At 59.5% G+C, this 23,176-nt stretch carries 19 protein-coding genes and 1 pseudogene; 9 read left to right on the top strand and 11 right to left on the bottom strand.

Annotation, left to right across the window (positions count from 1 at the left end; genetic code table 11):
• Positions 1-109: 109 nt before the first annotated feature.
• The 6 genes from aroQ to QZ383_RS12970 form a co-directional block, all read right to left on the bottom strand.
• Complete coding sequence (aroQ, locus tag QZ383_RS12995) at positions 110-562, bottom strand: type II 3-dehydroquinate dehydratase (RefSeq protein ID WP_291446036.1); 453 nt, start codon at positions 560-562, stop codon at positions 110-112.
• Between the two features lie 24 nt (positions 563-586).
• Positions 587-1,468: a shikimate dehydrogenase gene (locus tag QZ383_RS12990; RefSeq protein ID WP_291446034.1), complete on the bottom strand. Its 882-nt coding sequence runs from the start codon at positions 1,466-1,468 to the stop codon at positions 587-589.
• A 252-nt stretch (positions 1,469-1,720) separates the two neighbouring features.
• Complete coding sequence (locus QZ383_RS12985; RefSeq protein ID WP_291446032.1) at positions 1,721-3,211, bottom strand: flagellar hook-basal body complex protein; 1,491 nt, start codon at positions 3,209-3,211, stop codon at positions 1,721-1,723.
• Positions 3,162-3,425: a hypothetical protein gene (locus QZ383_RS12980; RefSeq protein ID WP_291446030.1), complete on the bottom strand. Its 264-nt coding sequence runs from the start codon at positions 3,423-3,425 to the stop codon at positions 3,162-3,164. Before QZ383_RS12980 ends, QZ383_RS12985 begins: the two co-directional genes overlap by 50 nt.
• 35 nt (positions 3,426-3,460) lie before the next feature.
• A complete protein-coding gene (locus QZ383_RS12975) occupies positions 3,461-3,880 on the bottom strand; it encodes a rhodanese-like domain-containing protein (protein WP_291446028.1) in 420 nt (139 codons plus the stop codon).
• Between the two features lie 50 nt (positions 3,881-3,930).
• On the bottom strand, positions 3,931-5,121 hold the full coding sequence (locus QZ383_RS12970; protein WP_291446026.1) for a pyridoxal phosphate-dependent aminotransferase: 1,191 nt from the start codon (positions 5,119-5,121) through the stop codon (positions 3,931-3,933).
• An 88-nt stretch (positions 5,122-5,209) separates the two neighbouring features.
• On the opposite strand from QZ383_RS12970, the gene QZ383_RS12965 reads away from it, so the two are divergent.
• Positions 5,210-5,647, top strand: coding sequence for an MbtF (locus QZ383_RS12965; protein WP_291446024.1), 438 nt, complete (start codon positions 5,210-5,212; stop codon positions 5,645-5,647).
• Between the two features lie 301 nt (positions 5,648-5,948).
• Here QZ383_RS12965 and QZ383_RS12960 read toward each other — a convergent pair whose 3' ends face one another.
• On the bottom strand, positions 5,949-7,748 hold the full coding sequence (locus QZ383_RS12960) for a 3-phosphoshikimate 1-carboxyvinyltransferase (protein ID WP_291446022.1): 1,800 nt from the start codon (positions 7,746-7,748) through the stop codon (positions 5,949-5,951).
• A gap of 492 nt (positions 7,749-8,240) precedes the next feature.
• On the opposite strand from QZ383_RS12960, the gene aprB reads away from it, so the two are divergent.
• From aprB to QZ383_RS12930, 6 genes are all read left to right on the top strand, one after another.
• Positions 8,241-8,729: an adenylyl-sulfate reductase subunit beta gene (gene aprB, locus QZ383_RS12955; protein ID WP_240825259.1), complete on the top strand. Its 489-nt coding sequence runs from the start codon at positions 8,241-8,243 to the stop codon at positions 8,727-8,729.
• Between the two features lie 37 nt (positions 8,730-8,766).
• Entirely contained in the window at positions 8,767-10,755 is a 1,989-nt protein-coding gene (gene aprA, locus QZ383_RS12950; protein WP_291446021.1) for an adenylyl-sulfate reductase subunit alpha, read from the top strand.
• A 365-nt stretch (positions 10,756-11,120) separates the two neighbouring features.
• Complete coding sequence (locus QZ383_RS12945; protein WP_240825256.1) at positions 11,121-12,356, top strand: FAD-dependent oxidoreductase; 1,236 nt, start codon at positions 11,121-11,123, stop codon at positions 12,354-12,356.
• A gap of 5 nt (positions 12,357-12,361) precedes the next feature.
• Positions 12,362-14,626: an FAD-dependent oxidoreductase gene (locus QZ383_RS12940; RefSeq protein ID WP_291446019.1), complete on the top strand. Its 2,265-nt coding sequence runs from the start codon at positions 12,362-12,364 to the stop codon at positions 14,624-14,626.
• 13 nt (positions 14,627-14,639) lie between these two features.
• The gene (gene qmoC / locus QZ383_RS12935; RefSeq protein WP_291446017.1) at positions 14,640-15,821 is read left to right on the top strand and encodes a quinone-interacting membrane-bound oxidoreductase complex subunit QmoC; all 1,182 of its coding nucleotides are present in this window, start codon (positions 14,640-14,642) and stop codon (positions 15,819-15,821) included.
• A 103-nt stretch (positions 15,822-15,924) separates the two neighbouring features.
• Positions 15,925-16,647 carry a hypothetical protein gene (locus QZ383_RS12930; RefSeq protein WP_291446015.1) on the top strand — a complete coding sequence of 241 codons (723 nt, stop codon included), beginning with the start codon at positions 15,925-15,927 and terminating at the stop codon, positions 16,645-16,647.
• A gap of 212 nt (positions 16,648-16,859) precedes the next feature.
• Here the strand turns inward: QZ383_RS12930 and QZ383_RS12925 are convergent, their stop codons facing one another.
• The 4 genes from QZ383_RS12925 to QZ383_RS12910 form a co-directional block, all read right to left on the bottom strand.
• Positions 16,860-17,096, bottom strand: a complete 237-nt coding sequence (locus tag QZ383_RS12925; protein WP_022657521.1) for a SlyX family protein — start codon at positions 17,094-17,096, stop codon at positions 16,860-16,862.
• A gap of 33 nt (positions 17,097-17,129) precedes the next feature.
• Positions 17,130-19,208 carry a YgiQ family radical SAM protein gene (locus QZ383_RS12920; RefSeq protein ID WP_291446197.1) on the bottom strand — a complete coding sequence of 693 codons (2,079 nt, stop codon included), beginning with the start codon at positions 19,206-19,208 and terminating at the stop codon, positions 17,130-17,132.
• A 331-nt stretch (positions 19,209-19,539) separates the two neighbouring features.
• Entirely contained in the window at positions 19,540-19,923 is a 384-nt protein-coding gene (locus QZ383_RS12915; protein ID WP_192112653.1) for an EF-hand domain-containing protein, read from the bottom strand.
• A 115-nt stretch (positions 19,924-20,038) separates the two neighbouring features.
• Positions 20,039-20,440 (bottom strand): hypothetical protein, encoded by a 402-nt coding sequence (locus tag QZ383_RS12910; protein WP_291446012.1) that lies wholly within the window; start codon positions 20,438-20,440, stop codon positions 20,039-20,041.
• Positions 20,441-20,640: 200 nt separating this feature from the next.
• On the opposite strand from QZ383_RS12910, the gene QZ383_RS12905 reads away from it, so the two are divergent.
• A complete protein-coding gene (locus QZ383_RS12905) occupies positions 20,641-22,419 on the top strand; it encodes a methyl-accepting chemotaxis protein (RefSeq protein WP_291446010.1) in 1,779 nt (592 codons plus the stop codon).
• 315 nt (positions 22,420-22,734) lie between these two features.
• Positions 22,735-23,088: pseudogene (tnpA, locus tag QZ383_RS12900) on the top strand (IS200/IS605 family transposase); the annotation flags it as partial.
• Between the last annotated feature and the right edge of the window lie 88 nt (positions 23,089-23,176).

The raw sequence follows: 23,176 nt of genomic DNA, 5'->3' as shown, positions 1-23,176 counted from the left end.
TGGTTAGAAGCTGATGGGGTGCCGCTGTGACAAGACTATCTACAACGCTACAGCAGAAAAAGTCAAAAATCTAGGCTCACACCCCAGCAAATTATATACTGCGTCTTTACTACGCTTTGTTTGTGGCTTTAGCCGCCAGCGATTGCGCGGCTCGCAGGCCGAGAAGATAACTCTCAACGCCGAATCCGCACACGCTGCCCGCGCACACTGGCGACAGCACAGATTGGTGCCGGAACGCCTCGCGCGCGTGAACATTGGACATGTGAACCTCCACTACGGGCACAGGCAGAATGGCCAGGGCGTCAGCGATGGCATAACTGTAGTGCGTCCATGCGCCCGCATTGATGGCCACTGCGTCAACACCCTCACCAAGCGCCTGGTGGATGCGCTCCACCATCAGGCCCTCGTGGTTGGTCTGAAAACATTCCACAGTTGCGCCCAGTTCCTGGGCAAGCGATTGCAGCGCCGCGTCAATGTCCGCCAGGGTGGCCGTGCCGTACTGTGAAGGGTCGCGCTTGCCAAACATGTTCAGATTGACGCCGTGCAGCACCAGAATTCGCATGGAAGCCTCGCTTTTCATGTCGGTTTATTGGGGCTGTTGCCCAAGGGCGTCCTCAAGGGCGCGGCGTGATTCGGGCGGCAGGCCCTGCCCCGTCCAGAGGCGGAACTGCGCATCGCCCTGACCAAAAAACATTTCAAGCCCCGATATGCAGCGGCGGCCAGCCACGCGGGCCTCGCGCAGAAACCGTGTTTCGAGGGGGTTGTACACGATATCGTAGGCAAGGGGTGTTGCCTTGGCAGCGCCCGCTGCGGAAAGTGGCGCAACCAGTGAAAAATCATAGGGGGTATCGTCTTCCGCCTTGCCGCGCATGCCAAGGGGAGTGGTGTTGACAACCAGCAGGGCCGAAGGCTCGTGCCGGTCTTTCCACAGCAGGGGCGTAAGGCCGAATTCTTCTGCCAGCGGCAGGTGCGATTTATCGGAAGGCGTGGCCACAAAGATTTTGGCAGGGCGCTTTGCATTGCCCGGCGCTGCAAGACCTGCGGCTACGGCCCGGGCAGCGCCGCCCGCACCCAGCAGCAGCACGTCCGCTCCGCCAAGAGGCATGTCTGCGAGCGGAGCCATGAATCCCGCCACATCGGTATTTTCGCCGCAAAGGCGGTCGCCATTCCAGTAAATGGTATTGGCGGCGCCCACCTGACGTGCGAGGGGGCTGACTTCGTCCAGCAGGGGCAAAAGACCAACCTTGTGCGGGATGGTCACAGAGCAACCTCGAATATCAAGCAGGCGTACACGTTCCACAAAGGCGGGCAGTTTTTCGGGCGGTACTTCCCATTTCTGGTACAGCGCGTTGATGCCCAGAGTCCGGAATCCCGTATTGTGCAACAGGGGCGAAAGTGTCTGGGCCAGCGGCCAACCGATGACGCCATAGAGAGCGGTACCATTGGTGGAGGATGCTGTGGCGCTCATGCGGGGTGCTCTCCTGCGGAAAAGTGCGAAAAAAGTGTTTCTTTACAGGGTGATCCACATCTGGAGGCAATACTGTACCCTATGGGGAGGTACGGAGCAATGCTCCGGGGCAAGGATTGCCCGGATAATCAAAGTAGTTGCGTATGATATGGGCGTATCTGGCTCGCAGCGGTATCCTGCCAGAAAAACAGAAAGCCCCGGTTTTGCCGGGGCCGGAAAATCATTACACAAAAAAGGCTCTGCACCGCACTACTATGAACGTTTGAGTTCCATGGCCTTTTGCAGCATCTGGTCTGCCGTCGTTACAACCTTGCTGTTGGACTGAAAGCCGCGTTGATTGACAATCATGTTGACCATTTCCTGGGACATGTCCACATTGGAATGTTCAATGTTGTACGCGTTTATCTTACCGTAGTTTTCCGTGCCTGCAACGCCCATTTCCATACTGCCGGAATCTTCTGTGGCGGAAAAGAGGTTGTTGCCCTCGCGGCGCAGGCCGTCTTCACTGGTGAAACGGCATACAGGAATCTGCCAGAGATTCATGCTTTCGCTGTTGGAATACTTGCCCACAACCGTACCATCGGCGTTGATGCTGATGCTGTTCAGTGAGCCTTCGGCGTACCCATTCTGGGTTCTTGTGCGCGTCACAGGAGAGGAAGAGGTGTAGTTGGTTGTGGCGTCCGCAGCGCGGGTGTAATTGTTGCCCATGCTGGCCAGCGCCGTGGGATCTGTGCCCACGCTTGCGGCGTTGCCGGGGCTGTTTTGCCAGCCGCTCTTGGCGGTGATGCCAAGATTCACAGTGACAGGCGCACCATCGACAGTCATCTGGGGTATGCCGTCCTTTGAGAGTGTGGCCGCGTTCCAGTCCGCAAGGTTTGTGCTGCCCGCAGTGGATGGCGTGTAGGCCGACATGCCGGTGACTTCGCCCTTGTCATTGAAGCTGAGCGTGCCCGCCATCAGGGGCTGGGCCTTGCCGCCATTGGCATCGGCATCCGAGGCAATGAGATACTCCACAGTGGTTCCGGATCCTGTGGATGGTGCGCCGTCAAAATAGATGGTGGCCGAGTGGGCCGTGCCATCGGCGCCGTACAGGGTAATGCTTTGCCCGTACCCATAGCTGGAACTGGCCAGGGGCGGGTCATTGGCGGCATTATACTGGCCGACGAGGCTGAAATAAGGATTTGCAGGGTCACTGGTGGAGTCTTTGGACTGCCCCACATTAAAGCGCATATCAACAGTCGAAGTGGCCTTGGCGGGCATCTTGGCGAATTTGTCAATGGTGACCTGCGCCAGACCACCCTTGGTGCCGTCCTCCGCGTACTTGTATCCCATGAGGGCCATGCCCGCCGGTGTACGCAGAACCCCCTGATTGTCGGGGCGGAAGTCGCCCGCGCGGGTGTAATACTCCTGGCCGCTTTTGTCCGTTACCTGAAAGAAGCCTTTGCCGCTGATGGCCATATCGGTAACGGTATTGGAAGACTCAAGAGCGCCCTGGTTGTACCGTGTGAGCACTGCATCCATCTGTACGCCCTGACCTACCTGCCCAAGGGCCACCTTGGAGTCTGTCTGCGCATCCCACCAGTCGCCTATACTCCCTTGCTGGGCGTAAAAAACGTCAGAAAACAGAGCTGTTTGCTGCTTGTACCCGATGGTGCTCACGTTGGCGATGTTGTTTGAGATAACGTTCATGCCGCTACTCAACGTCTTCATGCCCGTGGCGCCGATAAACAATGACGAGTTCATGCTCTGCCTCCTGCGGGGAGGGAATAATTTTCCCTTGCCCGGAAACGATGTCCCAAACGGCAAGGCGTTTCTGTTGCGAAAGCGTCAGCCGTAGCGCCGTCCAGATGTGCGGCGCGCCTTGCCTGCGGCGCGTTAGTCGCACATCTGGGCAGGCAAAGAAAAAGGGCGGGGAGGAAAAATCTTCCTCTCCACCCTGTATAGAAGCAGAATCCATGCCAGCCGTAACGCTGCTTGCGCTACAGCGGCATGCTATTTTTGCAGCGGCAGGCCTTGCTTCTGCCAGCCCGTGATGCCCTCATTCATGTGAAGGATATTGGTTATTCCTTCTTTTTCCATGGCGTCGTAGGCCCCGGCAGAGCGGTTGCCCGTGCGGCAATAGAGCAACACGGGCTTGTCCTTGGGCAGGCCAAGTATCTGTGAATCAAAGGATGCGCCGAAAAAGTCCATGTTGACTGCGCCTGCGAGATGCCCCTCGCGGAATTCCGCCGGGGTACGCACGTCAACAATGGTCAGCCCCTGTGGAGGATTCTGCAGCAGGGCTGCGGCGTCCTTCACGCTGATATCCTTGGCGGAAACCTGAACGGCAGCCAGCAGGAGGAAGCATGCGAGCGCCGACATCAGGCCGTAAAGCCTGCCGCGCGATGGCGTTGCGGAGGGGGTGTGCGTCATTTCTGCTACCTGTAGTGGTTTGAGATCGGGCTGTGGGCCAGCCAACGACACTATTTTACGGAAGCGCGGGCCTTGGCAAAGCCATCGGCAGCCTTGCGGATCACTTCTTCGCCCACACAGAATGCCAGGCGGAAGTAACCGGGGCAGCCAAAGCCGGAGCCGGGAACCGCCAGCACCCGTTCTTCGACCAGCCTGTTCACAAAGGCCACATCGTCCCCGCCGGGAGCCTTGGGGAAGAAGTAGAACGCGCCTGCGGGCATCTGGAATTCGTATCCGGCATTTTTGAGCACCTCGGCCATGGCCTTGCGGCGGGCGGCGTAGACATTCAGGTCAACCTGGCTGCCCAGGGCTGCGGCCATGATGTGCTGGCCCACCACCGGCGGGTTCACAAAACCGAGAATGCGGTTGGTGAGCGTGAGGGCGGCCATGAGCTCGGCCTTTTCGTGCAGCAGGGGCGACACGGCGGCAAAACCCACGCGTTCGCCGGGCAGAGAAAGATTTTTGGAGAAAGAGCTGATGACCACGGCATAAGGATAGAGCGGCAGCACCGAAGGCACTTCTGCGCCGTCATAGGCAAGGAAGCGGTATGGTTCATCGGCCACCAGCCAGATGGGCTTGCCGTATTCCTGGCTCTTGTTTTCCAGAAGCTCGGTCAGGGCCTTGAGGTCTTTGCGGCTGTAAATCACGCCGGTGGGATTGTTGGGCGAGTTGATGAGCACCACGCGGGTTTTGGGGCTGATGGCTTCTTCAAGCGCGGCAAGGTCGGGTGCAAAGGTGTCGGCCTTGCTCATCACAGCGCGGAAGGTGCCGCCGTGGTTGGCTACATAGAAGCCGTATTCCACAAAGTAGGGGGCAAAGCCCAGCATTTCTTCGCCAGGATTGATGACCGCGCGCAAAAAGGCGTTGAGCACGCCGGCAGCGCCGCAGCCCAGCAGAACATCATTGGCGGTAAGGTCTACTCCCTGCTCCTTGCTGAGGTGGGCGGCCAGTTTTTCGCGCGCCCAGACAAAGCCGCCGTTGGGCATGTAGCCAAAAGCAAAAGGCTCGCCAGCGTGTTCGGTGAAGGAACGCAATCCGTCCACAACGGCGGGAGGTGCTGGCAGGTCGGGGTTGCCCAGGCTGAAGTCGTAAACGTTGTCCGCGCCAAAACGGGCCTTGAGCTGGCCCCCGGCCTCGAACATGCGGCGGATCCACGAAGAGTGTTCCAGATACCCCGTAACGCTGTCTGCAAGAATGGACATATACTGCTCCCACTGGTTGTTGTATTCGACCTGACTATTGGTTATGCTTCCAAAAGCCGCATAAAGCAATTGTCATTTGGAGGCCCTGATGCGTTTTGAAATTTTAGGCAAAGCCCGGCGTGCGCTCTTACCTGTGCTGTGCGCGGCAGCTCTGCTGCCCGCTTGCGCCTCCAAGGAGACGCAGGAAATTCCGGAGGGCATGGCCGTTACCGTTACCTTGCGCGAAGTTCACCGCTGTTCCCGGATTTCGCCTGAAATTCAGGTGGCACAGACCCCTGGCAGCACCGATTATTATGACGTGCGCCTGGTGGAATTTACCAGCGATGGTCAGGATCTGTTCCTTGGCGGTGGCGAGTGGAACAACGACGGCAGCGGCATTATTCCCGAGGGCGGTTTGACGCGTCACTATCGTGGCCCTTGCCCGCCTGCCGGACAGTCCCGAAACTATGCCTTTATTGTTTCGGCCATGAACCGGCAGAACATGCAGCCCCTTTCCGTGAGGCTGTTCCGCTTTACTCAGGAATAACCTTCGCAGCCGCGCTTTTTTGTCCGCTATTGCGGAGTGGGCATGGCGGCTCAAATGGAATTTCCGTCCCGTTGCAGATATGCTGCGCGGGGCGGATTTTTTTTGGCCGCTGCGCCAGACGTTGCCGGACAGAAACTTTCTGCCCACTGGTCCCTGTGCCCCGCTAACATGCAATGGCGCAGGGCATAGGCTTGCTGGTGGCCCTGGCTCCGCGCGATGCCTTCACGTCTGCTTACCCTCGTAAACGCCAACAGGCGCTGGGGACGATGTCTCGCCGCCAGCGCCTGTTGTTTATTTTTTTCTAATAGTCGTCTTCGTCTTTCAGTTCCGGCGGTACAGCCACTGCGCCGGTGATAATGCGGCGTCTGGGCGCAGCAACCGGAGCTTCCGGCGCGGCCGAACGGCGCACTGCCGGTTCGGGCAGGGTATTGTACAGCGCCCAGAAGGGCGGATACAGCCCGGTCATGATGCCGGGGTTGCCCAACTTCTGGTGGGGGCTTGCACAAGCAGCCAGTGCAAGGGCCATTGCCCAGACCGGATCAGGGGCATTCCAGCCCGTGCGCGGGCCAGATTGTTCCTTTTTGCACAATCTGCCGTTTTCATCCAAATCCAGACCCACAGCAGAAAGAAAACTTTCTACCGTTGTGCGGTCTGTGCCAGAGGGCAGGGTGGGCAGAACGGCCTTGTCGCCCCTGAGGGCTGCGCATGCGGCCAGAGCCACCGGCAGCGGGGCCCAGACGGCGGGGAATCCGGCCGGCAGATCGCCCTTTGCGTACTGTTTCAGGGGCGCGGCAGCGCGAGCGCAGACCTCGCCGCCGTTTTTGCCTGCTTCGTAGCGCAGTTCAAGGCCAAGCTGCTGCAAAAGATCCCAGCCGGCTTCGGCGGCGGGCAGGGCGGGCCACTGGCCGCCAAGCAGGGCTTCGCCACCCAGAGCCAGGGGCAGGGCCAGAAGAAAGAGCGCCAGTTCCGGCTCCATGCCAGCCTGAGGTTGGGCAGGCAGGCTGAGCGGGCCGGGGTTGACGCGCACCTTTGCGCCTTCCACCTGCACATCTGCGCCAGCTGCGCGCAGTATGGGCAGTATGCGGGCAACAATGAGCCTGTGCTCGGGATGCGAGCCAAGATCAAGTGTGATTGCCCTCTCGTAGCCGGGAGCCGCCAGCAGGATGCCCTCGGCCAGTTCGGCGGGCACATCGGCAGGCAGCTTGACGGAATCAGGCAGAATGCCGGAGCACTCAAGGCGCGCGGGCAGGCCGTCGCTCTTGGGCACCACATGCACGAGGCGCGCGCCCAATGTGGGCAGGAAGTGCCGCACAGAAGAAAAATCGGCCAGTTTCAGGCTTGCATCGCCAGTAAACTTGGCGCGCGAGGGACGGCCTAGATAGTGCCCCAGCAGCATGAAGAAGTTCCAGGCACTGTCGCCCGTGTGGATAACCTTGTCAGACGCGCCAAGCGGAGCAGCTGGGCGGGCGGAAACGCCTTCATCCTCGCGGGTCAGCGAGGCGCCAGCCTGATTGAGCATCTTGACGCAGTCAACGATGGGATCATTCATGAGGCAGGGCGCGATATGCAGGGGCTGACCTGTGGCTGCGGCCAGCATCAGCCATGCGCGCGTGGCCCGGCAGGCCAGAGGCGCAGGCATGTGCAGGCGTACGTGCTTGGCGGGCGGCGCAAGGTTAAAGGCCGTGCGCGGCGGTTCCTTCGCTGCTGCGCCGCCGGGTTCGCCGCCTTCATCCGCGCCGTCAGCGCGGGCAGAAGCGGGACGGGGCTGGAATTCCACTTCCTGCATGAGCGAAAAAAAGTGGCCCGAAAGGCGCGCGTCGCGGCTGATGTGGGAAACGGCGGCTTCCCACGACTCACGGATGGTTTTTTCTTCCGTGGAATCAAGACGGGGTTTGTCGCCGCGCATGCGGACAAGAATATTATTGCGGCGAAGCAGCAGCCGCAGAATGTCGCGGTCGATCTCGCAAACAACTTCTCGCAGCGGCTTGCGGGCGCGCGCATCGCCGGTTTCGTGCCCGTTACGGGGGCCGCGCGGGGCGCGCTGGCCCCGTGCTTCGCGCGCATCGCGGGGAGCGCGGGAATCGTTGGAATTGTCGGTCATGCCTTGTCCTGTACTGATAATGAAATTTGGATAGGAGGGGTCCGCCCGTGGCGCAGCATTGAAAAAACAACAGGTTGCCGACTCATGGCTCGTTTCGCCGCGGGGGCTTCCCTTATCTGCCCAAGCGTGTTAGCTTGAAATGACTTCTCTTGCAAGGGTTGCCCATTGGGCAGCCCCGCGTGGCATGATCCGTTAGCTTTTGAAATGGTTGTGACGCAAGAGGGGCGAAAATGCGAAATAGATTTTTTTTCACAAGGCAGTTAACTTTTTGAATTTGCTGTAAATCCACATGACGGCTCTGTGAAGTTTCCACGAATTTTTGCAGAGGGGGGTTGACTCAAAGGCTAAGTGCTTGTTACTAATTGCGCAAGCCATACGCCCAACCTTCGTTGTGGAGGCGCTCGGCTAACCCCGGCGTGACGGATTTGCCGCGCGCCTCGCCGAACCCGGCGGGTTTTTCTGAAACACTTTTAAAAGAGTTGGAGGATACGTATGCCGACGTTTGTCGATCCGTCCAAGTGCGACGGCTGCAAGGGTGGCGAAAAGACGGCCTGCATGTACATTTGCCCCAATGACCTCATGATTCTTGATTCTGAGGAAATGAAGGCATACAACCAGGAACCCGATGCCTGCTGGGAATGCTATTCCTGCGTTAAGATCTGCCCCCAGGGCGCCATTACGGCCCGTCCCTATGCAGACTTTGCCCCCATGGGCGGGACCTGTATCCCCATGCGTTCGGCTGACTCCATCATGTGGACCGTCAAGTTCCGCAATGGCAACGTGAAACGCTTCAAGTTCCCCATCCGCACTACGCCGGAAGGTTCCATCAAGCCCTTTGAAGGCCATCCCGAAGGCGCCAACATCGAAGATGAACTGCTGTTCACCGAATCTGCCCTGGCCGTCCCGAAGACCGCCCTTGGCAAGAAGTTCGATGTTAAGGACGCTGACAAGACCTTCACCTGCATGGAACACGGCCGCTAGGCTATTGCAACCGCTAGTGCGATAAGGAGAAACAATTATGCCAATGATTCCCGTCAAGGAAGCGACGAAGGGTGTGGCCATTGCCGAGCCTGAAGTTAAGGAACATGCGGTTGACCTGCTGATCGTGGGCGGCGGCATGGGCTCCTGCGGCACCGCTTTTGAAGCAGTGCGCTGGGGCGACAAGCACGGCCTGAAGATCATGCTGGTTGACAAAGCCACCCTCGAGCGCTCCGGCGCCGTGGCCCAGGGTCTTTCCGCCATCAACACCTACCTGGGTGAAAACGACGCCGACGACTACGTCCGCATGGTCCGCACCGACCTTATGGGCCTGGTTCGCGAAGACCTTATCTTCGACGTAGGCCGTCACGTTGACGACTCCGTGCATCTGTTTGAAGATTGGGGCCTTCCCTGCTGGATCAAGGGCGAAGACGGCCACAACCTGAACGGCGCTGCCGCCAAGGCTGCTGGCAAGAGCCTGCGCAAGGGCGACGCCCCTGTGCGTTCCGGCCGCTGGCAGATCATGATCAACGGTGAATCCTACAAGTGCATCGTGGCCGAAGCTGCCAAGAATGCCCTGGGTGAAGACCGCATCATGGAACGTATCTTCATCGTGAAGCTGCTTCTCGATAAGAACACCCCCAACCGCATCGCCGGCGCCGTGGGCTTCAACCTGCGCGCCAACGAAGTGCACATCTTCAAAGCCAACACCATCATGGTGGCCGCTGGCGGTGCCGTTAACGTGTACCGTCCCCGCTCCACCGGTGAAGGCATGGGCCGTGCATGGTATCCTGTGTGGAACGCTGGTTCTACCTACACCATGTGCGCTCAGGTTGGCGCTGAAATGACCATGATGGAAAACCGCTTCGTGCCCGCCCGCTTCAAGGACGGTTACGGCCCCGTGGGTGCGTGGTTCCTCCTGTTCAAGGCCAAAGCCACCAACTCCAAGGGTGAAGATTACTGCGCCACCAACCGCGCCATGCTGAAGCCTTACGAAGATCGCGGCTACGCCAAGGGCCATGTCATCCCGACCTGCCTGCGTAACCACATGATGCTTCGTGAAATGCGCGAAGGCCGCGGCCCCATCTACATGGACACCAAGAGCGCCCTGCAGAACACCTTCGCGACCCTGAACGAAGAGCAGCAGAAGGATCTTGAATCCGAAGCTTGGGAAGACTTCCTCGACATGTGCGTTGGTCAGGCCAACCTTTGGGCCTGCACCAACACCGCGCCTGAAGAACGTGGTTCCGAAATCATGCCCACCGAACCCTACCTGCTCGGCTCCCACTCCGGTTGCTGCGGCATCTGGGTTTCCGGTCCCGACGAAGCTTGGGTGCCCGAAGACTACAAAGTGAAGGCTTCCAACGGTAAGGTCTACAACCGCATGACCACCGTTGAAGGCCTCTTCACCTGCGCCGACGGCGTGGGCGCTTCCGGCCACAAGTTCTCCTCCGGTTCGCATGCTGAAGGCCGCATGGCTGGCAAGCAGATGGTCCGCTGGTGCCTTGATCACAAGGACTTCAAGCCTGAGTTCGCTGAAACCGCCGAAGAACTGAAGAAGGCCGTTTACCGTCCCTTCTACAACTTCGAAGAAGGCAAGGCCGCTTCGACCGACCCCGTGGTGAACCCGAACTACATCACGCCCAAGAACTTCATGATGCGTCTCGTGAAGTGCACCGACGAATACGGCGGTGGCGTGAGCACGTACTACACCACCTCCAAGGCGCTGCTTGACACCGGCTTCAACCTGCTCGCCATGATGGAAGAAGACTCCTTCAAGCTGGCCGCTCGTGACCTGCACGAACTGCTGCGCTGCTGGGAAAACTACCATCGTCTGTGGACGGTGCGCCTGCACATGCAGCACATCGCCTTCCGTGAAGAATCCCGCTACCCCGGCTTCTACTACCGTGCGGACTTCATGGGCCTGGACGACGACACTTGGAAGTGCTTCGTGAACTCGAAGTACAATCCCGCCACCGGCGAGACCAAGATCTTCAAGAAGCCCTACTACCAGATCATCCCCGACTAGTCGGCGGCACTGATGCCAAATGGGGGCGGCCGCAAGGCCGCCCCCTCTGCTGCAAGCTCTGGCTTTGCCAGGCTCGCGGCGGCGAAAAACGCGTGCCGGCGGCGGCCCAGGCCCTGCCGGAAAAAGAGCGGTTTTCGTGCCAGCCTGTTGGTGTGCCGATTGTTTGGGCATAGGTGCGCAGCACAAGGCAAATGTTCGGCAAGGGGATGACCGGCAGCAGGCCCCCCTTTGTCGGCGGGCGTGGTGCGGGCAGTTTTGTGCGCTGGCGCTCGCAGAGGTCGGCCACGGGGCCGCTCCTTTTTTTTCGCGGCGGGAGTCCTTTTCCTTCTTCAGCCGCTATGCAACAACGCAGGAGGATATCCAGGATGTCCAATGCCATTCTCGTCGTGGGCGGCGGCTTTGCAGGCCTCACAGCCGCCATTGAAGCGGCGGAACTGGGCCACGACGTCTTTATCGTCGAAAAGTCGCCCTGGCTTGGTGGGCGCGTGGCTCAGCTCAATAAGTATTTTCCCAAACTTTGTCCCCCCTCCTGCGGCTTGGAAATTCAGTTCCAGCGCATCAGGAACAACCCGCGCATAAAATTTTTCACCCAGGCCGAAGTGGTCGGGTTTATGGGTGTAAAGGGCGATTACAAGGTGAAGGTGCGCATCAGTCCCCGTCACACCGCCCCGCACAATATTGATTTCAGCCTGCTGGCCTCCAGCCTGACCGGCGAAGTGGAAAGCGAATTCGAGCTTGGTCTTGCCACGCGCAAGGCCCTGCACAAGGATATGCCTTTCGCCTTCCCCAGCCGTTACACGCTTGACCTTGATGCGCTTTCCAAGTCTGACAGCGCACGGGTTGCCGGGGCCAAGTTCCTTGATGTGAATGAACCGCAGCGCGATATTGATCTCAATGTCGGCGCGGTGGTCGTTGCCACAGGCTGGAAGCCCTATGATGTTACCCAGCTGACCAATCTTGGTGCGGGCAACGTGAAAAACTGCGTGTCCAACATGCAGCTTGAACGCCTTGCTTCACCCTTTGGCCCCACTGGGGGCCGCATTGTCCGTCCTTCCGACGGCCGTGCTCCCCATCAGGTCGCCTTTGTGCAGTGCGCTGGTTCCCGCGACCAGAACCACCTGAACTACTGCTCCTACATCTGCTGTATGGCCACGCTCAAGCAGTGCCTGTACATTGCAGAGCAGAATCCCGATACGCAGATCACGGTGTACTACATTGACCTGCGCGCCCCGGGCCGCTATGTGAAGGTGCTGGAAAAGGTCAAGGCGCTGCCCAACGTGAAGTTCGTCAAGGGCAAGGTTGCCGACGCCGTGCAGGCCGAAGGCAACAGGGTGCGCATTACGGCTGAAGACGCCGTGCGCGGTGAAAAGATGACCCTTGATTATGATCTTGTTGTGCTGGCCACTGGCATGCAGCCCTCGCTGGCTGGCGAAAATGCGCCCCTGCCCCTGCCGCTGGACGAAGACGGCTTTATCGCGGGCGGAGAAGAGGCCGGCATTTTCGCCGCTGGTTGCGCGCGCATGCCCCTTGATGTGATGCGCTCGGCGCAGTCCGGCACAGCCGCCGCCCTGAAGGCGGTACAAACGGTGAAAGGGAGGTAGGCGGCATGTCGGGTAAAATTGGCGTCTATTTTGACCAGCAGAACATTGGCGGCGGGCTTGATCTGACCGCTCTGGCCGAACAGACGAGCCAGAAGTGGGGCAGTCTTGTGCCCGTAGTCAAGGTCGTTCCCGTGCTGGCCCTGGCCGTGAGTGAAATCAAGGCCGACATCGAAGCGCAGGGGCTGGACGGCGTGCTGCTGTGCGGCGCTTCCCCCCGCGTGGATGCGGACATCTACCGCCTGCCCGTGCAGGTGGAACACGTAAACCTGCGCGAACAGTGCGTGCAGGCCTATAAAAACCCTGATCACACCCCCGTGGACACGGCCAACGGCGCGCCTGAACTGCTGGCGATCATGGCCCGCGACTATGTGAACATGGGCGTGGTCAAGCTGCAAAAGAGCGAAGTGCCCGATTCTGCCGCCATTACCGGTGTGCCGAGGGTGCTCGTTATCGGCGGCGGCTGGACGGGCCTTACCGCAGCTGCTGAAGCCGCTGAAACCGGGTATGAAGTTGTGCTCGTGGAAAAAGCCGAAAAGCTCGGCGGCGCAGCCAACAACATTCCCATGGGTTCGCCCCTGGCCTCCCCGTGGACGGACAAGCAGCCCACCAACGTGGCCGACAAGGCGAGCAAGGTGCTCGGCAACAGCAAGATCACCGTGCACCTGAACACCCGCATGGAAAAGCTGGAAGGCCAGCCCGGCGAGTTCAAGGCCACCTTTGCCACCCCCTCTGGCTCGCAGACCATCGAAGTGGGCGCTGTGGTGCTGGCTACCGGCTGGGTGCCGCTGGATCAGAAATTCCTTGCTCCCATGGGCCTTGGGCAGAGCACCAAGGTTGTGGACGCCGCCACCTTTGGCAAGATGCTGGTGGCTGATCAGGTGAACGCCCGCCGTATCGCCTTTGTGCTTGATACCACAATTGCTGAAGAGGCCGTGCGCAAGGCCGCTGAAGAAGCTGAAGCCGCTCCTGAAGCCGCCGAGGCTGCCAAGCCTGCGGAAGGTGAAGAAAAAGGCTTTGTAAAAGCCAACCTCGAAAGCTTCCGCCATGTTGCGTATTCCAACGCGGTCAACAGCGTGGGCATGCTCCGCCTTGCCAATACGGTCTGCGAAAAGACCAACGACACCTGTCAGACCTTTATCCTGTATAAGGACATGACCGTTCCCGGCATTCTTGAACGCTTCTACAAGAAGATGCAGGATCGTCTGGGCGTCATGATGACCAAGGCCGACGTGACCGATATCCGCGAAGCTGGCGACCACATGGTTGTGAGCTGCAAAAATACCCTGCTGGGTATGGATTTTGATCTGGATGTGGATCTGGTTGTGCTGCCCACGGGCCTCGTGCCCACCACGGCCAAGGATGTGACTGTCTGCTTTGACTATCGCCAGGGCCCGGACTTCCCGGATTTGAACCTGTTCGATGGTTTTGCGGATTCCAACTACATCTGCTTCCCCTACGAAACGCGCCGCACCGGCGTGTACGCAGCGGGTTGCGTGCGTCAGCCCCTGACCATGGATGCCTGCGAAGAAGACGCCAAGGGCGCTGTGCTCAAGGCCATGCAGTGCATTGAAGCTGCCAGCCACGGCGTGGCTGTGCATCCCCGTTCGGGCGACCTTTCCTACCCCGTGTTCAACTTTGTGCGTTGCACCCAGTGCAAGCGCTGCACGGAAGAATGCCCCTTCGGCGCTCTGGACGATGACGAAAAGGGAACGCCCAAGCCCAATCCGGCACGTTGCCGCCGCTGCGGCACCTGCTTTGGCGCTTGCCCGGAACGCGTGATCTCCTTCGCCAACTACAATATCGACCAGATCGGCTCCATGATCCGCGAAGTGCAGGTGCCCAAGGACTTCAAAGCCGATGGCCCCCGCGTGCTGATTCTGGCCTGCGAAAACGACGCCTACCCGGCGCTCGATATGGCCGGTGCCCGCAACAAGCCCTGGAGCCCCTACTGCCGCATCATTCCGGTGCGTTGCCTTGGCTCGGTCAACGCCATCTGGGTGTCTGACGCCATGAGCAAGGGCTACGACGGCGTCATGCTGCTGGGCTGCAAATATGGCGATGACTACCAGTGCCACTTTGTGAAGGGCTCTGAAATCTGCTCCCGCCGCAAGGAAAACATTGCCGAGACGCTCAACCGCCTTGGCGTGCAGCCCGAACGCGTGGAACAGCTTGAAGTGGCCATTGACGAATACGACAAGGTTCCCGACCTGATCGACGGCTTTGTTGACCGTATCATGGCCATGGGCCCCAACCCGTTCAAGGGCATGTAGGAGGATGGCAGCAATGGCACAATGTACAATCAAACCTGATATGGAGTTTGTCAGGGCGCTGGAAGAATCTGGGGGAGAGTCCCTCAAGAAGTGCTACCAGTGCGCCACCTGCTCCGTGGCCTGCCCTCTCGCTCCGGCCAATGCGCCTTATCCGCGCAAGGAAATGGTCTGGGCTTCGTGGGGCCTTAAAGACAAGCTGCGCGCCGACGTTGACCTGTGGCTCTGCCACAACTGCGGCAACTGCTCCGACCTTTGCCCGCGCGGCGCCAAGCCTGCGGACCTCATGGGCGCAGCGCGCAACGTCATTTACCGCGAACTGACCGAACCCACCTGCGTGGGCAAGCTCATGAGCAAGCCTGCTGGCCTGCCTGTGCTCTTCGCCATCCCGGCTGTGTTGTGGCTCTTTGTGTGGTGGATCCGCGCCGGTTTCAACGGCGGTCAGTGGTTCCCTCGCGCTGCCGATGGCCGCATTGTTTTTGGTCAGATTTTTTACGGCGACTACACCATCGACCCCATCTTCATGCTCACCTTCTTTGGCGCGGCCTTGATCATCGCCAGGGGCGTCATGAAACTGTGGGGTATGTTCAAGCCTGAAGGCTCACTGGCCGTCATCGGCAAGAAAAAGTGCTGGATCTGGCATTTGTGGGACGTGCTGTGGGATGAAGTCATCACCCACCGCAAGTTTGACGACTGCGAAGACGGCCCCGCCACCGGCAAGGAAACCCCCAACCGTAAGTTCGGCCACATGCTGCTGGTTTACAGCTTTGCCATTCTGGCCTTTGTTACGGCGGTTGTGGCTGTTGGTCACTGGGGCGGCAAGGTTATTCCGCTCATCCACATTGAAACGCCCATGCCGCTGCTCTTCCCGGTGAAGATTCTGGCCAACCTGGGCGCGCTCATGCTGCTGGCCGGTCTTGCCATCCTTACTGTCCGCCGCGTGATGCTGAATCCCAAGTTCCAGGGTTCCAGCTGGTACGACTGGTATCTGCTGGGCATCATCTGGCTGGTGGCCGTCACCGGTGTGCTGTCGCAGTGCTTCCGCCTGGCGGACGCCCTTGTGCCCGCCTTCCTGGTGTACTACCTGCACCTGGTGTTTGTGTGGATGCTTTTCGCTTACCTGCCCTGGTCTAAGCTTGGGCACTTCGTGTACCGCACGGCGGCCCTGGTTTACGCCCGCATGTACGGCAGAAGCTAACGGCGTTGGCCCCTGGCTTTGCGCCGGGGGCCGCCCTTGAGGATGCGCACAGTTCCCCGTGAGCTTTTCTGAAAAAAATACGATCTCCGAGGAGGAGGCCGCCATGTCCGATACATCTCGTAAGGTTTTTCCCGTGGAGTCCGTGCTTGCCCTGGTTGTGGGCAAGGAGGGCGTAGACGTCAAGGAAATCGCCGGTTTTGTTGCCGGTCGTTCCGTTGCCTGTGATACCTGCGCCAAGGCCGTTGGCCCCTTTGCCGCCGCATGGCTGGCCCGCTGGTACCCCAAGTTTGCCGACCTGAACTGGGTTGAAGGCCAGTCCTGGGACGCCTTTGTCAACACTGGCCGCAGCGCCCTTGGCGACAATGTTTCCCTCACCTGCATGGACGGCCTGACCAAGGCCCTGTGCGACAAGGTGCTGAACTACCTTGGCGAAACCTACGCCAGCATGGCCGCTCAGACCGCCGCCGCCGTGGCCCTTGAAGACCGCGTGCGCGCTCTGGAACCCGCTGAAGCCCGCGCTGCAGCTCTTTCCAAGAAAGTTGATGAGCTTGAAGCCAAAATCAAGACCATGAACACCGATATGGGTGGGCTGCGCAAGCAGGTTGCCGAATTCCAGGGCAAGGTCGCCATCAACCATGACGAACTGATGATGAACATCAAGGACGCCATCAAGGACGGCCTGAAAGGCATGGTTGTGGGCGGTGCCGCCGCCGGTGCAGCCGCCGCTGCCGGTGAAGAAGCTGCCCCTGCTGCTGAAGAAAGCGCCGTGCCGGACGATTTCGGCTTTGGTGCCTCCGGCGCCAACAACGACGGTTTCGGCTTCTAAAGCAAAAATTGCCTGCAAGAGGGTTTGGGGCAAGGCCCCGAACCCTCAGACAAATAAAAAACCCGCCATTGGCGGGTTTTTTATTTGTCTGACTTTGGTGCGGTGCGCTTGTAGGCCTTGCTGGCAGCGGAGTGCGCCTGTATTCGTTTGCTGTTACAGCCTCGGACAGCGCTTGGCGATTTATTCTTTACATATAGCGCCGAGCGCTGGTGCTACCAGCGTTCGGGCATGGAGTGGGGCGGTAGCGAATTTTCCGGCTGGTCGCCAAGCTTCTCGCGCAACAGGCGGATCACGGATGTGGCATCGGAAAAATCCTGCTCCAGCTTGTCCAGTTGCAACTGTTGGGCGGTCAGCGCCGCATCAAGAGCCTTGATGCGTTCCTCCTGAAAAAAGGTCAGTTCTTCCAGACGGGTCAGCCGATCATCTTCTGAAGTCAGTGGGCGGGACATGGTTGCCTCCTTATGAAACACCCGTTGGCACAGTTACGCGCGTCTTCCGCCGCGCCGTCCATCGCCGCGTTTGCCGTTGCGGTCAGAGCCTCGATCATCAGAACCGAAGCGTGAGTCCTTGCCCCTTTGCGGGTTATCACCCCTAGCCGGTCTGCCTTTTGCTGCACCACGATCATTGTCTTCCCTCCGTGCAGGCCTGTCATCCCGCTGCCCTTGTGGGCCACGGGAAGGCCTTGCCCTGTCCTCTGGCTTGCCAGCTCTGTCAGGCCTTGTGCTGTCAGACTTGCGAGCGTCTCCATGCGCGCCGGGCAATGTGTTGCCCCGGGTGTTGGGCCTGACACCGGGCCGAGAGCCGGGCCGCCGGGGGGCGTCACCATCCTCTGCAGCAGGCATCAGGATGTAGTGCTGCCGCATGCGCTGGGCATCTGTGCGGGCAACATAAATCTGCTCGCCAAGCTCATCGCGCCCGCAATAAAACATGCCCGTGGCAATGGTGCCGGGGGTGGGAATAAAGCACTGCGTCTGCTGCGGATTCCAATGCCGTTGCCGCAACCAGTGCGACAGGGTGCGCATGTCCTCATCCGTACAGCCGGGGAAACCGCTCATAAGGTACGGTACTACATACTGTTCCCGGCCTGCGGCGCGGCTTTGGCGCACAAAGCTCTCCAGAAAAGCCTCAAACACGTCCAGCGAGGGCTTGCGCATGAGCTCAAGCACAGAGGGCGCGCAATGCTCAGGAGCAACCTTGAGCTGACCGCCCGTAAATTCGCCAGTGTAAGCGGCTAGGGCCTCGGCGTCGCGCAGGGCAAGGTCGGCGCGAACGCCGCTCGCCACGCGGGCCTGCTTGACTTCCGGCAGGGCGGCAACCTTGCGCAGCAGCTCCACATGTTTGCGCTGCGGCGTGATGAAGGATTTGCACACGCTGGGAAAGCAGCAACTGGTGCGGCGGCAGGCGCTTTTGACTCGTGGTTTGGACATGTCGCCGTCCTGCGCAGTGCGGCTGTCCAGCGCGCAGTGCCCCTGCCACATGTTGGCGGTGGGGCCGCCCACGTCAGAAATCGCCACCGGGCCTTTGCCTCGGGCCACGTTCTGCTGTCCCAGCATACGCGCCTCGGCAAGGATGGACTGCTCGGAGCGCGAGCTGATGCGCCTGCCCTGATGCAAAGCCAGAGAACAGAACGAGCAGCCCCCGCCGCAACCCCTGTGGCTTGTGATGCTGGTACGCATCATTTCCGCCGCAGGGATGGCCTCCCTGTAGCGCGGGTGCGCCAGCCGGGTGAAGGGGAGGGTGTAGAGATCGTCCATTTCTTCTGTGGTCAGCGGCTGGGCAGGGCGGGCCAGTACAACGGCGCGGTCGCCCACAGGCTCAAAGGCCCAGGCGTCAAGGCGGTGCACCTGCCGCTCCAGTTCCTGCGTCAGTTTGAGCAACTCGAAAGAGTCGGCCAGAATTTCATTGTGCGAGGGCAGGGCAACCCACGGCTCGCCTTCAAGGGCGGGCGGAAGATTGGCCGGATGCCCGGAAGCGTCCAGCTTGTTCATCCAGGCCGTGCCGGGGATGCCGCGAATATCTTCGCCTTTGTCCAGGCGTTGGGCGCATTCGATAATGGCCTTTTCGCCCATGCCCCAGATGAGCAGGTCAGCCTTGGCATCCATAAGAATGGGTTTGCGCAGGGAGTCTGTCCAGAAATCGTAGTGGGAAACACGGCGCAGGCTGGCCTCAATGCCGCCAAGAATGATGGGCAGGCCGGGAAATGCCCGCCGAGCAAGGTTGGCATAGACCAGACACGCACGGTTGGGGCGCGCCCCGGCTTTGCCGCCGGGCGTGTAGGCATCGTCGTGCCGCTTTTTACGAAAGGCCGTGTAGTGCGCCAGCAGGGAATCAAGCGCACCGGCGCTCACCCCGGCAAACAGGCGCGGGCGGCCCATGACGAGCAGATCGTCAGTATTTTCCCAACCGGGCTGGGCCACAATGCCGGTACGGAAGCCGTGGTGGATCAGCCAGCGGGCCAGCAGCACGTTACCGAACGAAGGGTGGTCAACGTAGGCATCACCGTTGATCAGCAGCACATCAAGCTGATCCCAGCCAAGGGCGCGCATTTCTTCCGCGCTCATGGGCACAAAACGAGGCTGACGCAAGCGGCCTTGAGGCTGTGCGCCGCCAGCGCCTGCCTGTGGCGCGTCCGCCCACAGAGATTCTGGGGCAACGGCCTTGCGTTGCTGCGCGCTCTCGCGCAGCAGATCGGGAAAGGGCGGCTTGCGCGTGGGCGCGGGCTTGTTGTCTGCGTGTGCGGAGGCTCTGGCACCCTGTCGGCGCGGCGCACCTTTGGGCGCGTCAGCAGAAAGCGGAACGGCAGCCGTTTTTGATTTTTCGGGCTGCCGCTCAGGAGCAGCACAGCCCTGGTCGCCGTGCTGACGCCAGGGCTGCGGAAATGGCGCGGGGCGTTTATTTGCCATTGGGGGGCGTCACCAGGGGCATGTCTGCGCTGCCGGGAGTGGGCATCATGGCGTTGCCGGGCATGCCGTTCTGGCCGCCCATCATGTTGCCCATGCTGCCACCCATGTGGCCGGAGGAATGGTTGGACACAAACTCGTCCCATTCAGCGCGGTCAATAACTTTATCGCCGTTTTTGTCAATAACGGCAAAGGCTTCTTCGCGCATATTGGGGAAGTACGCCTTGAATTCCTCGTAGGACACCTTGTCGTCCTTGTTAGTATCCATCATGGCAAATTTATCAACCTTGGCCGTATCGGTTGCGGCGGGGTTGGCCTGGGCAGATGCGGCCCAAAGGCAGAGCACGGCAGCGAGGGCTATGTGCAGAAGCTTCATGGGGGATCTCCTTGTGGGGTGTTGAGCCGTCAGCGCATGGGTGCTGCCTGCGGCGTTGCTGTTTTCAAGATAAAACCTTGCCAGTTGTCGGCAAGGCCAAAATTTCAAGCCCGGATTACTCTGTTCTGAAATCTAGGCCCATTTTTTCCATGCGATCAATGCACAGAGTGAGGTTGTCGGGCTGTCCCGGCTTGTGATCATCGGGGTAGAGCAGGGCTGACATATAAAAAATTGAGTTCAGACGCAAAGACATTCTGGCACTTGCCGAAAAGCCTTCTAGAGCGAGCGCGTAATTGAAGCGCGTTTCACCCGGCAGCGGCTCAAGCAGGGGCTTGGCGTCTTCGGCCATGGCTGCAAGCAGTTCGGCCTTGAGGCGCATATGTTCATTATGGCCGGGGGTATCCCCGGCGTCAAGGCGGGCAAGGGCCTGCGCCTCTGCCGCCATAACTTCTGCATGGCGGTTGCGCAGCCACTTGATAAGGCTTTCCAAGGCCTGTTCGCTGGTGTTGGCGCTCACGGGATTCTCCTTGCTGGGGTTCGGCGCGGCCTGCTGTGCAGCCGTGCATGATTTTTAAAATGATACAGTTCAGGCAAGAAGGCAACGCCGGGCATATATTTTGCGGCGCGTGCCATGACGGCCATTGACAGGTGCGGTGCGTAGGTATGACTATCAAAATAGTTCCCCCTTCACGATTTATCCGCGTAGTGGAGGACACTATGGGCATGTCGCTTCGGGTTAAACTGGCAAGCGGTTTTGGCGTGATCCTGCTGATTTTTGCCATATCCGGCAGCCTGGCCATGCTGGCCTTGCGCGCGCAGCGCGAGACGCTGGGCATGCTGGGCAGGCATGAACTGCCCACCATCAATCTGCTGCACGAAGCATCCCTGGATATGCAGCTTTACCGCAAGGCTGAAAAAGACATCCTGCTGAACATGGGTGACAGCAAGGCACTCAAAGGATATCTGGGCAAGCTGGATGAAATTGCTGCTGAACTGAGCGAGACTCTGCGAAAGCTGGAGGCCGCCCTGCGGGGCAATCCCCAGGCCGGAGCCCAGGCTGAGGCCCAAGCGCAGGAAGCGGCACAGGCATTTGCGGCTTACGATGTGGTGGTGCGCCGCACTTCTTCAGAGATTGCCTCAGGCTCTGGCGGCATGAGCGCCGCGCAGGCCAATGCCTATTACACAACCTACAAGAATCACGTTCATACTACCGAAAAAAATCTGGAAGCGCTGGAAATCGAGTTCATGGAACGCGTGGTATCCAGCCAGCGTGAACTGGCCGAGCAAACGCGCGGCACAGAACACCTGCTGTTGATTTCCATTTGCGGCAGCGTTGTGTGTGGCACGGGTATTGCCCTGCTGGTGCTGCTGTCTGTCACCCGGCCTCTGGGGCGGGTGATCAGCTTTGCGCGCGCCGTGGCTGGCGGAGACCTCGAGGCCCGGGCCAGCGGCAGTTACAGTGCGGAAATGGCTGCGCTGCGCGACAGCATTGAGGGTATGGTGGGCACGCTCAAGGGCAAGATAGCCGAAACCGAGCGCAAGAGCGCCGAGGCTGCGGAAGAAGGCCGCCGCGCCCGGCAGGCTGCGGATGAAGCTCAGGCCGCCAAGGCCGCAGCAGAACGCGCCAGGGCGGAGGGCATGATGGAAGCCGCAGCACAGCTTGAACGTGCGGTGGAGGGCATTTCGTCCGTTTCCGGGGACATATCTGCGCAGGTGCGTCAGGCCAGCCTTGGTGCGGAGCGCCAGTCTGCTCGCGTAAGCGAGGCCGCCACAGCCATTGAGCAGATGAACGCCACAGTGCTTGAGGTTGCCCAGAATGCCGCCCACACCGCGCAAAGCACGGATGCCGCGCACAGCAGGGCCAATGAAGGTTCCGGCGTCATGCGTCAGGTGGTGGACGGCATGGGCGAGGTGCGGCGCGTCTCCGCCGAGCTGAAAAATTCCATGGATACGCTGGGCGGCATGGTGGGCAACATCGGGCAGATCATGTCTGTCATTTCTGATATTGCGGATCAGACCAACCTGCTGGCCCTCAATGCAGCTATTGAGGCAGCGCGGGCTGGCGATGCCGGGCGCGGTTTTGCCGTGGTGGCGGACGAGGTGCGCAAACTGGCGGAAAAAACCATGGGAGCCACCCGCGAGGTGGGCGAGGCTGTCAGCGGCATCCAGAGCGGCACCAGCGCTAACATTGAAAATATGGAGCGCGCCCTTGCCGCTGTGGAGCGCACAACGGAAATGGCCGGGCGTTGCGGCGAGGTGCTGCGGGAGATTGTGACCATGGTTGACGGCGCGAGCGATCAGGTGCGCGCCATTGCCACCGCCAGCGAAGAACAGTCTGCCACATCGGAAGAAATCACCCGCAGTATTGATGAAATTAACGGTATTTCGCGCGATACGGCTTCAATTATGAGCAAGTCTGCCCAGGCTGTGGAGCAGTTGGCAGGGCAGACGCGCGAGTTGCAGGGCCTGGTGCAAAAGATGAAGTCTGGCGCGTAGCAACTACGCCGAATGCCTCGCCTATGGCGGGGGGCAAGGCCCATTTTTACCAGATGCTGCATACCGGGCCTTGTTGCTGACCCACGCTGCGAAGCTTCTGTTTATAGATTGCGCAGATTCACGAGCGATTCATGCGCGGCAAAAAGTGATGTCTTGAAAAAGACATCACTTTTTATTGTATGTAGAACCCCCCCCGCTAGGCGGGGGGTTCCGTAAAGCTTAAAGCTTTAAGCATGTCAGCAAAACTCCTTTTGATTTGTTACAACAACTTGCGGTCTGGCAACTGCAAACGAAACAAATCAAAAGGAGGTCACAATGGGTGACGCAAAAAGTTTAGCTCACACAAAGTGGAACTGTAAATATCACATCGTCTTTGCCCCTAAATATCGTAGACAAGTATTCTATGGTGAGAAGAGACGAGCGGTAGGAGATGTTTTGCGTAAGCTGTGTGAGTGGAAAGATGTAAAAATACTAGAAGCAGAATGCTGCCCAGACCATATCCACATGCTGCTTGAGATACCGCCGAAAATAAGCGTATCGAGTTTTATGGGGTACTTAAAAGGCAAAAGTAGTTTGATGCTCTATGAACAATTCGGCGATCTCAAGTTCAAATACCGCAGCCGTGAGTTTTGGTGCCGTGGCTTTTATGTAGATACAGTAGGCAAAAATACGGCTAAGATGACCCTCCCCCCGAGAAGTATACCATTGAAAAGTTAGTGTTCCTGACATAGGAGCACAAGAATGAAACGTAGCAGAT

The organism is Desulfovibrio sp. (assembly GCF_019422935.1).
Lineage (GTDB): Bacteria > Desulfobacterota > Desulfovibrionia > Desulfovibrionales > Desulfovibrionaceae > Desulfovibrio.
This window is presented reverse-complemented; position numbering and strand designations above follow the sequence as displayed.